Below are 13,656 nucleotides of genomic sequence, written 5' to 3' on the forward strand. Positions count from 1 at the left end.
TTTTTATATTTGAAATTTAGCGTTAGATAATTCTTCGAGTGAGTTTGTAATCTCTTCAGTTAGCGCCATATGAATCTTTTCAGTCTCACTCAGTGATGCAAGCAGTGCTGAAACTCTATTTGGAATATTAAGCAAATTATTACGGACAACTCTTGCTACGTTAAATGCATCGCGCTTTACTTCCTCTACTGCTACAAGTTCTCATATCTCAGCCTTAGCTTTCGCCTCAAGTAGTTTACCTCGTTCCATTTCATTTTTTATTCGAGTTTTAAGCAACATTGTGGAAAGGTTACTTGTATTTTCGTTTTCTGGATTTTTCCTCCTCAGTGGCTGACTTGGATCTCTTATTGCTGCTACCGCTTCATTTGCTTGTTCTCGGTCGATCAAACCATCCTCCAACTTAACTATTCCTTTTTTACTAAATAACAGACATATTGCTTTGATACTCCTATCTCTCTTGCCCATTCCGTCTGCGTGATTTTTTCCACTCTTTTCCTCCTCTCTTTTTGCTCCTTTTTACGAATTTTCTTCTTGAATTTCCGCAAAAGTTTTACCAGTACTGGCTAAAAGGGCATCTCTTCCGGTATATATTTGCCAACGTTTTATGGTTACATCTACAAATTTTGAATCTAGCTCTATTGTCCTGCAAATTCTTCCTGTTCTCTCACATGCAATCAGTGTACTTCCAGAACCGCTAAATGGATCAAGTACTATGTCTCCTGATCTGCTGCTGTTTACTATTGCTCTCTCCATTAGCTCTACTGGCTTCATTGTTGGATGTAATGAGTTATGTGTTGGCTTATCATAAAACCACAGATCACTTTGATTTCTACCCCCATGCCACTCACGTTTATTGCCCCTTTTCCATCCATAGAGCATTGCTTCGTATTGTCTTTGATAATCAGACCTGCCTAGCGTAAAATGATTCTTTGCCCAAATGATAAATGTTGACCATTTTCCTCCTGCCTCTTCAAATGCTTTTTGCAACGTTGAAAACTCTGATGATGATATGCAGATGTAAATTGCACCTTTCGTATATGCTAAAATATGGGAACAGATGTCGTAGAGAAAAAGTTCGTACTTTTCACCTTGATTATCGTTTAATATTTTTTTCTCTTCTCTCTCCTGACTGCTACCGTAATCAACGTTATATGGAGGATCACATACGGTAATATCTGCCATTTTATTATCTAATACCGCTTTATATGATTCAACTAAAGAGCTATCACCACAATAGATTCGATGACCACCTAAAATCCATAGATCACCTGGTTTTGTTATTTCCACTTTTTTGTCATCACCAGCTAAATCAGAAAATTTTTCTCCCTTTTCCTCTTGTTCTTCCCTTCCATCAAGATTATCAAGAAAGCGCTGGACTTTTTCTAGCTCAAATCCAGTCATTTTAAGGTCAAACTCCAAATCTTCTAACTCTTGAATTTCCACCTTCAAAAGATCATCATCCCACTTTGCCCAATTAGCTGATTGATTTGCCAGTAATCGAAAAGCTTTAGTTTGTGGTTCATTTAGATTATCACTTAAGACCACTGGAATACTCTCCATACCAAGTTTTCTTGCTGCTTTAAGTCTTAAATGACCGTCAACTACAGTACCATCGCTTTTTGCAACTATTGGTATACGAAAGCCGAATTCCCTGATTGAAGCACACATTCTGTTGACTACATCGTCATTTTTACGTGGATTACGCTCATATTCAACTAGGTTTCGAGTAGGATAATAGTGGATTGCTAAATTCATATCTTAATAATTAAAAAGTTAATATTTAAAATATCTCTGACGCTAAAGAAGGCCTGGGGTCAAACCCACCAAATCCGCCAGTATGGCCGAAAGGACCCACTTTTTATGGATTTTTCGTCTTATTAATATCTTTACTAATATAGAACATTAATGCCAAAGCATCGGCCTCATTATCATCTCTAGGTAAAAAACTTTTTTCACGTATCGCTTCAATAACTTCACTCTTACTTGCATTGCCTTTGCCTGCTATAAAGCGTTTTATAGTTTTAACATTAACACCTTTGTATGGCACATGATGTTCTTCACACCAAGCAGACAGCACTGCAAGAAAACCACCATAGCAATGAGCTGCATCAGTTCCTAGATGTCTTCTCACTTCTTCAAAATACACTGCAGTGAACTCATGTTTCAAAGAATTAAGCCAATTACGAAAATTCAAGAAGCACATGCCACCTCCGCTAAAACGGCTACCATGAAAACTTTTGCTTCCACTTTCAATTACTCCATTGGTTAGAATTGCCCAGCCTGTCTGTTTACCGAGGTCCAGTGTTAGGATTGACATTATTTAAAACTATAAGTAGCACTGATTCCAAAATATCGTTTGGTTCCTCGAACGTACTATCAAAAAGCGGTTTATAGTTTTTTTGTTGGCCAACAACGGAAATTCGAGAATCATGTGCTACTCCTAAGAAGTATATGGATTAAGGTTGTCTACGTTATAGTAGCTCTTTCAACTACCTCTTAACAGATATATACTAGAAATGAGGTTGGAAATTTGATTTGCACTAAATTTTTTTGTTTGAGTTAAGTTATTTCTTCTCAATTACGCAACTTAGCAAACACTTTGTTTCTCTTGCTATCAGCTAGTTTAAAGGTTTTCTGAGAACACTCAATAAAAAAAGATGAGAGATACAAGGAACTTATGAAAGCTATTGCAAAGTGAGTTTTCTCCTTCATATAAATTTTTTCTTTACAATGGATAAAAAAATGTTAAACTTACGTGTAAGTTTACTTATATCAATCTAATCATTAATAGTACTTTTTATTTGCTTTTCAAAGGGTGTTAAAGGAAGTGTATGAACAGGAATCATAATGAAATTTTATTCTATGAAACAGATGATGGAAAGGTATGTATTGAAGTTAGATTTGAAAATGAAAATCTATGGCTTACTCAGAAACATATGGCTGAGTTATTTGGCTGTTCAACTGATAATATTTCATTGCACCTAAAGAACATTTATCTATGTAAAGAACTAGATAAAAACTCAACTACCGAGGAATCCTCGATAGTTCAAAAAGAGGGAGAAAGAGAAGTAAAACGTGATGTGGTTTTCTACAATTTAGAGGCTGTGATATCAGTTGGTTATCGTGTCAATTCAGAGCGTGGTGCTGCTTTTCGTACATGGGCAACTGATAAGCTAAAGAAGTATATTTTCAAAGGTTTCGTGATTGATAGCAATAGATTTAAAAATGGCTCTAGATTTGACACTCGGTTTTTTGATGAGTTGCTTGAAGAAATTAGAGAAATTCGTGCAAGTGAGCGTATGGCTTATCAGAAAATCACAGATATTTACGCAACTTCAGTAGACTATGTAAGCTGTTCAACTGAAACGAAAAATTTCTTTGCTGTAGTGCAGAATAAATTGCATTTTGCTATTACTGGAAATACAGCAGCAGAAATTATTGCAAACAGAGTGGATAGAAGTAAACCTAATATGGGATTAACAAATTGGCGTAAGGCACCTAAGGGAAAAATCTTTCTTTCTGACACGCAAGTAGCAAAAAACTATTTAGATAAAAATGAAATTGCTCAGCTAAACAGAATAGTAAATATGTATATAGATTACGCAGAGTTTCAAGCTGCCAGGGGTAAAGTAATGTATATGAAGGATTGGAAAGAGAAACTCGATGCATTTTTAAGATTTAATGAGCAAGATATATTACAGAATTATGGCAAAACCTCTCATGAAGTAGCAATTGCCCTAGCTACAAAAGAATATGAGGTATTTAGAAAAACACAGGATAAGTCATATAAGTCAGACTTTGATAAATTGGTGGAAGAAAAGAAAAGTCTTGATCAAAAAAGTGTAAAAACTTAGAGCTAAATTTCATAAAAGTAAAAAACAATTTAGAAATGCCTTTTAATTGAGTTTTAAGCTATCTTGTTGGTGGGTTGTAGAATCGCTTTGAAACTTAATTGTAGTGGCTTTTACCTTTTTGCAGAAGTTAAGTTTTTTGAGTAGTAAGATGAAAGTAGTATATGTTAATTCATACTACTTATTATTATATAATAATAGAAAACTTTAGAGACTGAAAACTGGTCAAAACCCCTCAATATTCCTAAGTTTTTTGCCACCTAAACCAGATTGCAGCTCAGAAATCTGTCAACCCTTAAACTATTGAAAATACATCATTTTTTTGCTAGCAGAAAGTACCAGATCTCATAAACTGCACCAGATTCTGCCAAGACTGAAGAGTTCTGGAGTCTGGTATTGTAGCTGAGATCTAATTATAGTAAAGCCAAATGTTTGAATCTTCAACTGGCACAATACTTCCATATTCTGGCGATTTGTAATCGGTTGGTAAAATCTTTTCATACACTGTAATATCCTTATTTAGTTGGTTTGTAACTTTCTCTTCCATACCTTCAACACAAGTGTAAAAATGTCTACGAGAACGTTCTGCATCTAACTTATGACCATATTTATAAGCCTCTGATATGCCAGCAGTTATTGATTTATATTTTGATGGAATAGCATACGTAATTCAAACATCAGTTGATGACTACTTTGCCTGTTTGAAAAAATATTTTACAACGAATAAAAGACGTGATAAACTAAAGTGAAGTTTTTTTATAACAAGTAAAAATTTAAAGTAGAAAATAATTTAGAAGTCCCTTGTAATTGAGTTTTAAGCTATTCTACGTAAGCAACTTAGGTCTTGGTGGTATAATTGTACCCCAAAGTCATAGAATCGTTTTAAATCCGCATTAAAAGTATCCGTTCGTATCCGTTCAGAGGTGTGGCTTAAGAGACAATAGATAGAAGGTTTTGAAATGGATTTAACTTTTTTTGCCTCCAAGTGAGATACAACGAAATTATCCGCTCAAGGAATCTATTCCCTCGCTCTGACTGTGCAAAATATGAATTCTTACGATAGACAACATAATGCCGTATTTGTCGCTCAACATGATTATTCGTTAATGGAATATTCTCTGGATCATCCAAAAATGTCCACATCATTGGCTCGGATTTTATAATACCCTTTACCGTTCGTGAAGCTCCTTTTGCTTCAAGTATATAAGATATTTTTATCATGCAGTACTGCATAAATCTTCGTAACTCTTTAGCTTGCTTAGTGAACTTTGAAATACTAATTTCATTTTCTGACAAAGCGTTTTTTAATGTAAATAATCCATTAGCTGCATCTTTTAAACAATGGCCAAGTCTCATTACTTCACTATTCCAGCTATGAGATAACCTCTCGAAATTTCTCAATAAGTGAGCCCAACAAATTTGTCGTTTTTCATCACTGAAGTGGTTGTAAACTCCATATCTGTCGGTAATTACCCGATTTTTGTAATCACAAAATGCACTATTCTTTAAAAACTTCATTCCTCTTGTATCTGCTAACTTCATAAGACTTGCTTTATTGTTGGCAAACATCCAGCACCATTCCAATTTACCTTTGTTATAGTGACTGGTTTCATCAATATGCAAAATTTCGCTTGCTTTCATTTCTTCCTCTATTTGTTCATAGGCTTCTTTACATTTTGACGAGACCCTTGCTTCGCTATTGGACACACTACCAACACTTATACTCATGTTAAAGATGTCTTTCATGATATTCGCTATTTCTCGCTTTGAATTCTTATAAAACCCACTTAGTGATGCAACTACTGACTTAACTCTAGGACCAAAGGTATCAGGTGTAACTCCTTCTGGTAATTTGCTACTCCTTCTTTTTCCGCATTTACGACAGCGCCCATGTTCTAGTTGGTATTCCACTACGTAAGGCTTAATTTTTGGGAGATCAACATTCTGGTGAATATAGGGTTTGTTGCATACTGCAATTTCTCCACCACATTCACAAGTATCATGTAATCTTACTCTAATTACTTCATCTGCTTCCATTTTTATCCGATAATTTCCTTTATGACCAACTTGACCCCCTATCTTCCTGCCACCCTCTGACTTATCTTCTGGTGTGTCTTTTTTTATTTTGTACAGCTCTTTTGAACTTGGTAAAGATGAATTCCTTGAGTTCAAGCCAAGTCTCTCTCTTAGTTCAGCATTCTCTATTTCTAAGATTTTATTTTTTTCTTCAAGCTTTGCTACTTTTTGCTCTAAGTTTTTACATAACTCTACAATACTGATCAACAATTGAAGCATCTAGCCTTACCTTACTATCAACATTTTCTGTTATTATTACTTTGATATGTTATGTCAATTCTTTTTTATCCTTACCATACCTCTGAACGGATACATGAGACATAGCTCATAAAAACTTACGTTCTCTGCCTTGCAGAAGATTTGCAATATTTTTGTAATGCTTCAAGAAAATTAATATCGCTACAGTGAGTAGTATAAGGAATAACTCCTTTTGAAAAAAGAAAGATGCTATAACAGCTGCTGCAGTAGCAGCCAAGGAAGCAAGAGAGGAGTACCGAAAGATAAAAAATACTATTAGCCAGACAAATACAAATGCTAATGCTATAGAAATGTTAAGTGCTATCAAAACTCCCAAAGTTGTTGCAACCCCTTTTCCTCCATTGAACCTTAGCCAAATAGGAAACATATGCCCTAGAACTGCTAAAATTGCAGATACATATATATAAAAATCGTTATTATCACAAAATTGTTGTGCTGTATAAACCGCGACAAATCCTTTCAAAGAGTCTAAAAATAATGCGAGGACAGCAAGTCTCTTATTTCCTGTTCTTGCAACATTTGTAGCACCAATGTTTCCTGAACCTACTTCTCTTAAATTTATACCATTTATTTTTGCAATAATTAAGCTAAACGGTATTGAACCGATTACGTAAGATAATATAAGAATTATATATTTCTCCATTATACTAAAAATCTAGTTGATCTTGTTATTCCTCAGTCTTTTTAGATAGCATTGAACTTCATCATTAATCTGATTGCTAAACAGTATAAGTGCTGTCATATTGATGAGTGCTAAACAAGAGAATAAAGCCCCACCAATATTAGCAATAGCCATTATATCTTTAGACAAACCTGACAAAAATGCAACTACCACTACCGCTATACGATATATTACTACACTTTTTACACCAAACAAATACAGCCATCCCATTTCACAACAATATACAAATGAAATTACTGAGGAAAACGCAAACAAAGGCGCAGCGATGGTTAAAAGTATAGGAAACCAAGAAGAAACTGTTTCAAATGCTTTTTGGGTGATCAATATTCCCTCGCCAATGCCAGTCTGGTATGCGCCTGTTATTACTATTGTTATTCCTGTCAAACAACAAATTAACATTGTATCGAAGCATGGTTCTATCATAGCAACTAGACCAGTCCTAACCGGCTCCTCATCTTTAGCTACAGCGTGAGTAATTGCAGCAGAACCAACACCTGCTTCACTGGCAAAAATTGCCCTTTGAATCCCAGCGACAAATGCTCCTACTACTCCACCACCAACAGCATTGAAGTCTATCATACTGGAAAACAATATTTTTAATGTATTGCTAAAATTGTGAATATTGAATGCAATAATCGTGAAACAACTCAAAATATATATGAGTGACATAATAGGCACCAGCGCAGAAGAGACTTTAGCTATTCTCCTGATTCCACCGATAATCACCAGAGCAAGTAACGTAGAAATTATGGAAGAGAGAAACCAAGGATGACCATCTATCCAATTTGAATAACCAGATAATATTGAAACCATTTGGTTAGTTTGAAACGCTACACTTCCACCAAGACCTGATAATACAAAAACCGCTGCATATATTGCAGCCAGTACGATACCAAGTTTTTTAAATCCAAATTCCTCTAGCCCATTTCTTATATATTGAAAAGGACCACTAAATAACTGCTCTTGACCTTCTGTTCTGTGCCTGAATGCTAAAGTCACTTCAGCGAATTTTGCTGACATACCAAAAAAGCCTGTAATCATCATCCAAGGTACCGCTCCTGGTCCTCCCATTGAAACTGCAATTGCAACACCGGCAACAGTTCCAAGACCTACTGTGCTTGATAGCGCGGTTACAAATGCCTGAAAATGAGTAATGTGACCATCGTGATGATCTGTGTCATATTTTCCACATAAAATAGCGAATGCATGCTTAAACATCCTTATGTTGAGAAATTTAAAACGTAGTGTTAGAAATATATAACCAAAAGCCAATAGAAGAATTATAAATGGTACGTGAAAGATCTTGAAAAACAACACTTCATTCATGAAGTTGCTTACTCCATTTAATGCAGTGTCATAACTTTTATGAAAAACTGAAGCAGCGTATACATCGTTAAACGATAGGCAAAATAACATCATGCAAAGCAATCTATAAATCATGTTTAATACCTTTTGTAATAAGAATCTATTGTATTTAAGACTTCCCTTCTCAGTAGATATATTGCAACAGCATTTGGAATCATAAGGCACATAAACAGGCTATCGCCTAAATAAGATATAAATTCTATATTTTTTGACATACAACTGATATACACTGAACCCACTATAAGAATTTGGAACAATATCAGTACTTTTTTGTTACCAAATAAGTACAACAGGGCAACTTCACAGTAGTAATAGTAAGCTATTATTGTGGAAAATGCAAAGGAAAACATTATCAGCGGAAGAGCTAGCTTGCTCAATAAAGGCAAGGCTGTTGAAAATGCTGAGCTAACTAACGTAATATCACCTACGGTATTAGTGCTATGCATATCGGTGATAATTATCACAATACCAGTCAAAAATGAGACTAATATTGTGTCTACAAATGGTGCAATCATTGCAACACTTCCAACTTTAACTGGGTCTTTCTCTTTTACAATCGAATGTGCTATAGCTGCTGTTCCAGTACCTGCTTCATTAGCAAACACTGACCTTCTTACCCCTGCTATTAATCCACTCAATACTCCACCTCCTATAGCTGATTTGTTAAAGATATCTTGAAATATTATAGATAGAGCATTCAGTAGATTATTTCCGTTTACACAGATTAAATATATACACATGCCTATATATAACATTATCATGATCGGTCCTAAACCTGTTGCAACTAAAGCAATTCGCTTTATTCCTCCCAGTATTACAATTAATACAAATAGCGAGATAATAACAGATGTGTTGTATTCAAATAAGTTACTTGACAACGCTGCAATTTGATTTGCCTGAAATGGTATGCCGCCTAGAATCATTGCAACAAGCAGCATAACTGCGTAGATAAATGCAAGGAATTTGCCAGTCTTCATAAATCCAATCTTTGCAAGTCCATGTTCCATATAATAAAAAGCCCCACCAGTTGTGTTTTCAGAGCGATGAGTAAATGCAAGCACTACTTCAGCAAATTTTATTGACATGCCAAGTACTCCGGTAATTATCATCCAAAAAACTGCACTTGGCCCCCCTATTGTAATAGCTATTGCAACTCCTGATATTGTTCCAAGACCAACTGTTCCTGAAATTACCGTTGCAAATGCCTGAATGTGGGTGATTATGCCGTTATTATTATGGCTCTCTAGGTTGAATAGTGTTTGTATCCCATATTTGAACAACCTAAAGTTAATGAATTTGAATCGAATCGTACAAAAAACCCCAGTTGCAATTACCCAAATAATTATAAATGGTATGTTGAATATCTTTATATATAAAAAAGAGTTTAATAGATCAGTTGCTTTTACAATCATGCTGCTCACTACTTTTATATAGCTAATGAGTTTTATATGTGTAGTATATATAAAATCCAGTGCTTATTGGAATAGTAAGTATATACAATGCACCTAAAATTGGTAGTGTTATCCAGGGCTTGCTTATAAACAGTATGATCAATATTCCAAAAAACGACACAAATATATAGGATAGGCTTCTAGGAACATAAATGTACTTTGCAGAGAAAGTTGGAATATGACTTATCGAAAAAAATGAAATGGCCAAAAAGTAACAAGCTGTATTCTTTACGTTAAAAAATTGCTCTATAAGAAGTAAGTATTCACTCTCATGAGATTGAAAGGTAATAATTATTGGTAACAGAGCAAGTAAAGCGCATACAGGAGCTGGAACGCCGGAAAAGAAAAATTTTTTCCAGTATAATTGTTCTGAATGTAGTAAAACATTGAATCTTGCAAGTCTTATTGATATGCAGATTACATATATCATTACTAAGATCCAACCTACAACTTTAATTTCCTTTAATTTCCAAAAATATAAAAGAAAAGCAGGTGCTGAACCAAAATTTAGAAAATCTGCAAAAGAATCAAGCTGTGCTCCAAAATCGCTAGTTGATTTTAGAATTCTTGCTATTCTGCCATCCATTCCATCTATTATTGCTGCAATGATAATAAAAATTGCTGAAAATTCCCATTGTTCATTAAATGTGAATTTAAGTGAAGTAAGGCCAGCACATAAACCCAGTAAAGTTATAAAATTTGGAAATAACTTGGTAATAGGTAAGGATTTACCGTTACTTTCATCGTTATTCATACAATGTCAAAGGTAAGCTTCTCTTGTTTATTAAAATCTGCTATAACTGTCTCACCGCCAATAACAGTTTGTCCTTCTGAAACTCTTACTTCTATACCAATAGGAATATAAATATTTACTCTGCTACCAAATCTTATAATTCCAAACCTTTCACCTGCTTTTACATTCTGAGACGCTCTTAAATTACAAACAATGCGGCGTGCGATAAATCCAGCTATTTGTTCCACAATGATTTCTTTTTCCTTTTCATACTCAATCACAATAACCTGCTTTTCATTTTCATTACTGGACCTATTACTCATTGCAGAAACAAACTTGCCTTTCTTGTAGCTCATTTCCTTTATCGTACCAGATATTGGTATACGATTCACATGAACATTTAAAACACTTAGAAATATGCTGACAAGCGTAAACTTTTTCTCTTCTCTATTCTCTTCTGATAAAGGGTAACTAACTTCTTCAATTTTTGAAACCACACCATCAGCGGGACTTAATATAAAATCCTTATTGTTTGGTACAGCTCTTGCTGGATCACGAAAGAAATAAGTACATAGTAGTGTTGGTAATAAGCAAGTAATGCCAGTCCCCCAAGATATAGAAAATGCTATACACGTTACTATAAAGGAAACAATTATAAATAAATAACCTTCTCTGTTTATGTTAGGCAAACCAAAGCACATAACTTATTCTCAATAATTCATTATTAATAATTTATCATTTATAATTTCTCATGAAAAGCTTTTTTTTACTGTTTCACTTTTCGAATTATTATATAAACATTTGCTTATAAAATCGCTGATAGATGTAAATTTTTTAATAAAAATTGAAGTTTTTTAACTATTATTAATATTATTTTAATAAAAACTTAATAATAATCCTTAATAATCTATGAATTAATATGTTCGCAATTTCGTATGACAGGGGAAATAGAAAAAGATGAATCTCCTTCTTTATACGTTGCAATTAAGGCAGGTGATATTGAAGCTACAGAGCTACTAATAAAGTCTGGTGCAAATGTCAATGATAATTATGAACGTAATCGTACGCCACTGCATGTTGCTATCGGGTATAAGCAGTTTGAAATAGCGAAATTGCTGATAAATAACGGAGCAAACGTTAACGCAAAAACTGGAAATCATGGTAAAGACGACTTAACACCAATGCACCTTGCAATTTTTGCAAACACGCCAGAGTTCATAGAATTGCTAGCTAGCCATGGTGCGTTAATTAATGAAAGGGAAAGCACTGAAGGACATACACCTTTTCACCTTGCTGCTTTATATGGAAATAAAAGTGTAATGCAAGCCTTGGTTGATAAGGGACAGAATATTGAAGATATTGATAATAATGGGCGTAAAGCTTTATTTTTAGCTATTAGGCAATGCACTGAAGCAGAGGATGATAGCAGAATAGAAGTTATCGAGTATGTGATAAATAAACTCAAAGCAGACATAACGAAAAAAGATAATAATAACAACACAATACTTTTTCCTGCTGCTAATAATTGTCCTGGAAAAGTAGTGGAACTCATCATTAAACAATATATAGAAAGCTTTGGTAGAGATCAGTTGAAGGATTTTATCAACCACAAAAATAAAGATGGAATAGATGCTTTGGATATTGCACTCAATAGTGGAAATGAAAAGGCCATTGAAGTACTTAGCTCATATGGAGCAGATATCGAGAATAAAGTAACTCCCAAGATTACTGCAAAAAAACCAAATAGTACCTTAGATGGAGCAGAAAGTGTAGAAGTGATATCCCCAATCAAGCAAAAATAAAAGCAGCTCTAAATTTCTTGCTTTCTTTACATTCTTTCTATAGCATGATATATTAATGTTAGAACAGGGTATGTTTGCAGGTCAAAATAATAATCAACAGCAGAATAGAAATAGAGTACAGGCTTTAATAGAAAGAGTGCAAAATGCTTACAACAACACTAATAAAATTAAAAGATTCATTAATATAGTTTTATTAGTAAGTATGATTCCTTCATTTTTTCTTCTTGTACAGCTCTCTTTGTATTTATCATTAGTAAATTATTTTTTCAAACCAAGGGAAAATGAAAAAAGATTATCAGCGTGGCCAAAAAATGTTATTAGAATAACATTAAGCATTTTTTTAATTATACACATTATTAATTCCTGTGTGCTTTTGGTACTGCCTATATTGTGCTTATGGTTGCTAAACAAATCACTCATTGAAGAAATACAGCAGTTTAACGATTTAATACAACAAATTCCAGAGGAAGAAAGGCCTATTTTCTTTCAAGATTTAGCAGCCATTCCTTTTATGGCACAAACTACTCATGACCCAAGTGCAGTTGCTAGTATAAACTTGAGTGTTGATAGACTCATAGAAAAGTATAAAGAGAATTTAAGCAAAGATGAATTCTATGTACAGCTAAATAGAGGCAACACAACCGACATTGAAGAGTACATCAAACAATCAAATGAATTTACAGAAGGCGATAAATCTCATGCACTTGAATGCTTAAGATTTATCAATAGAACAGGAGATAATTTTAAAGACAATCATAGTAAGTTAACATTAAAGCAAGCAGCTATTTTGTGTTGGAAAGCCTGCAATGATAGAAATACAGGGATAGAAAATCAAAGAACTACTTTGAATGATGAAGACATAAAAAACAGAAAAGATATGTTTGTAAAAGGTCTTGTAGACGCTGCAACAACTTACGGTAATCAAGGTCAAAGTTGTGCAGGTGGAACATACAATAAATTATTTGAGTCTTTATCTGGCTTACATCCATCAGTGGTTATTACACTCGATGGAGAAGAGGCTAGAGAAATGATAAAAGAAACGATCACACAAAAATTCCCTGAAATGGCCAGAGCCAATTTCACCAATTTCTCTGGAACAGAACAAGAAAGGATCCGTAGCGAGTTACCAGAGTTATCATCTGAAACAGTAAGGTATATTATGACTACGCATTCAGCTCTTGAGAGAAGGTGTCAAGAGTTCAGCAATAGATTAAACAATGATAAAAAGAATGAAATATTAGAAGAGTGTATGAGCAACTTATCCTGTGTTGAGCTAGAAAGTCCAATTGAAAGGAGAAGGTAAATTGTATTTGATTGTCGCCATTTATTTTAAAATATGAAGCAGAATTTTGTATGGTTGTTTCAATTTAAGTCTATGTATTGAAATAGCATATCAAATCTCTTCGTGTAGATAATGTATTATATTTTATCTACATGT

General features: G+C 34.1%; 13 protein-coding genes and 1 pseudogene. 4 read left to right on the plus strand and 10 right to left on the minus strand.

Annotated features, from left to right (window positions below; genetic code table 11):
* Positions 1-3 precede the first annotated feature (3 nt).
* From ABWU45_RS08250 to ABWU45_RS08260, 3 genes and pseudogenes are all read right to left on the minus strand, one after another.
* A pseudogene (locus ABWU45_RS08250) lies at positions 4-488 on the minus strand (hypothetical protein).
* 28 nt (positions 489-516) lie between these two features.
* Positions 517-1,755: a DNA modification methylase gene (locus ABWU45_RS08255; protein WP_353278504.1), complete on the minus strand. Its 1,239-nt coding sequence runs from the start codon at positions 1,753-1,755 to the stop codon at positions 517-519.
* 103 nt (positions 1,756-1,858) lie between these two features.
* Entirely contained in the window at positions 1,859-2,317 is a 459-nt protein-coding gene (locus ABWU45_RS08260; RefSeq protein ID WP_353278505.1) for a crossover junction endodeoxyribonuclease RuvC, read from the minus strand.
* A gap of 514 nt (positions 2,318-2,831) precedes the next feature.
* Between ABWU45_RS08260 and ABWU45_RS08265 the strand changes: the two genes are divergently transcribed.
* Positions 2,832-3,854: a virulence RhuM family protein gene (locus ABWU45_RS08265; RefSeq protein ID WP_353278506.1), complete on the plus strand. Its 1,023-nt coding sequence runs from the start codon at positions 2,832-2,834 to the stop codon at positions 3,852-3,854.
* 406 nt (positions 3,855-4,260) lie between these two features.
* On the opposite strand, the gene ABWU45_RS08270 is transcribed toward ABWU45_RS08265, so the two are convergent.
* Positions 4,261-4,398: a hypothetical protein gene (locus ABWU45_RS08270; protein WP_019236431.1), complete on the minus strand. Its 138-nt coding sequence runs from the start codon at positions 4,396-4,398 to the stop codon at positions 4,261-4,263.
* Positions 4,399-4,474: 76 nt separating this feature from the next.
* Here ABWU45_RS08270 and ABWU45_RS08275 point away from each other — a divergent pair, with 76 nt between their 5' ends.
* A complete protein-coding gene (locus ABWU45_RS08275) occupies positions 4,475-4,600 on the plus strand; it encodes a hypothetical protein (RefSeq protein WP_019236432.1) in 126 nt (41 codons plus the stop codon).
* A gap of 181 nt (positions 4,601-4,781) precedes the next feature.
* Here the strand turns inward: ABWU45_RS08275 and tnpC are convergent, their stop codons facing one another.
* The 6 genes from tnpC to ABWU45_RS08305 form a co-directional block, all read right to left on the minus strand.
* On the minus strand, positions 4,782-6,134 hold the full coding sequence (gene tnpC / locus ABWU45_RS08280) for an IS66 family transposase (RefSeq protein WP_353279066.1): 1,353 nt from the start codon (positions 6,132-6,134) through the stop codon (positions 4,782-4,784).
* Positions 6,135-6,252: 118 nt separating this feature from the next.
* Positions 6,253-6,828, minus strand: a complete 576-nt coding sequence (gene plsY / locus ABWU45_RS08285; RefSeq protein WP_052264701.1) for a glycerol-3-phosphate 1-O-acyltransferase PlsY — start codon at positions 6,826-6,828, stop codon at positions 6,253-6,255.
* Between the two features lie 12 nt (positions 6,829-6,840).
* Entirely contained in the window at positions 6,841-8,307 is a 1,467-nt protein-coding gene (locus tag ABWU45_RS08290) for an alanine/glycine:cation symporter family protein (RefSeq protein WP_353278508.1), read from the minus strand.
* Between the two features lie 2 nt (positions 8,308-8,309).
* Entirely contained in the window at positions 8,310-9,644 is a 1,335-nt protein-coding gene (locus tag ABWU45_RS08295) for an alanine/glycine:cation symporter family protein (protein ID WP_353278509.1), read from the minus strand.
* Between the two features lie 22 nt (positions 9,645-9,666).
* Entirely contained in the window at positions 9,667-10,437 is a 771-nt protein-coding gene (locus ABWU45_RS08300) for a CDP-alcohol phosphatidyltransferase family protein (RefSeq protein ID WP_353278511.1), read from the minus strand.
* Positions 10,434-11,117 carry a phosphatidylserine decarboxylase gene (locus tag ABWU45_RS08305; RefSeq protein ID WP_353278512.1) on the minus strand — a complete coding sequence of 228 codons (684 nt, stop codon included), beginning with the start codon at positions 11,115-11,117 and terminating at the stop codon, positions 10,434-10,436. The genes ABWU45_RS08300 and ABWU45_RS08305 overlap by 4 nt, the downstream gene beginning before the upstream one ends.
* Before the next feature lie 234 nt (positions 11,118-11,351).
* Between ABWU45_RS08305 and ABWU45_RS08310 the strand changes: the two genes are divergently transcribed.
* Complete coding sequence (locus ABWU45_RS08310) at positions 11,352-12,218, plus strand: ankyrin repeat domain-containing protein (RefSeq protein ID WP_353278513.1); 867 nt, start codon at positions 11,352-11,354, stop codon at positions 12,216-12,218.
* A gap of 70 nt (positions 12,219-12,288) precedes the next feature.
* Positions 12,289-13,521 (plus strand): hypothetical protein, encoded by a 1,233-nt coding sequence (locus tag ABWU45_RS08315; RefSeq protein ID WP_353278514.1) that lies wholly within the window; start codon positions 12,289-12,291, stop codon positions 13,519-13,521.
* Positions 13,522-13,656: the final 135 nt, after the last annotated feature.

The organism is Wolbachia endosymbiont (group B) of Longitarsus flavicornis (assembly GCF_964028135.1).
In the GTDB taxonomy this organism is placed as follows: Bacteria; Pseudomonadota; Alphaproteobacteria; order Rickettsiales; family Anaplasmataceae; genus Wolbachia.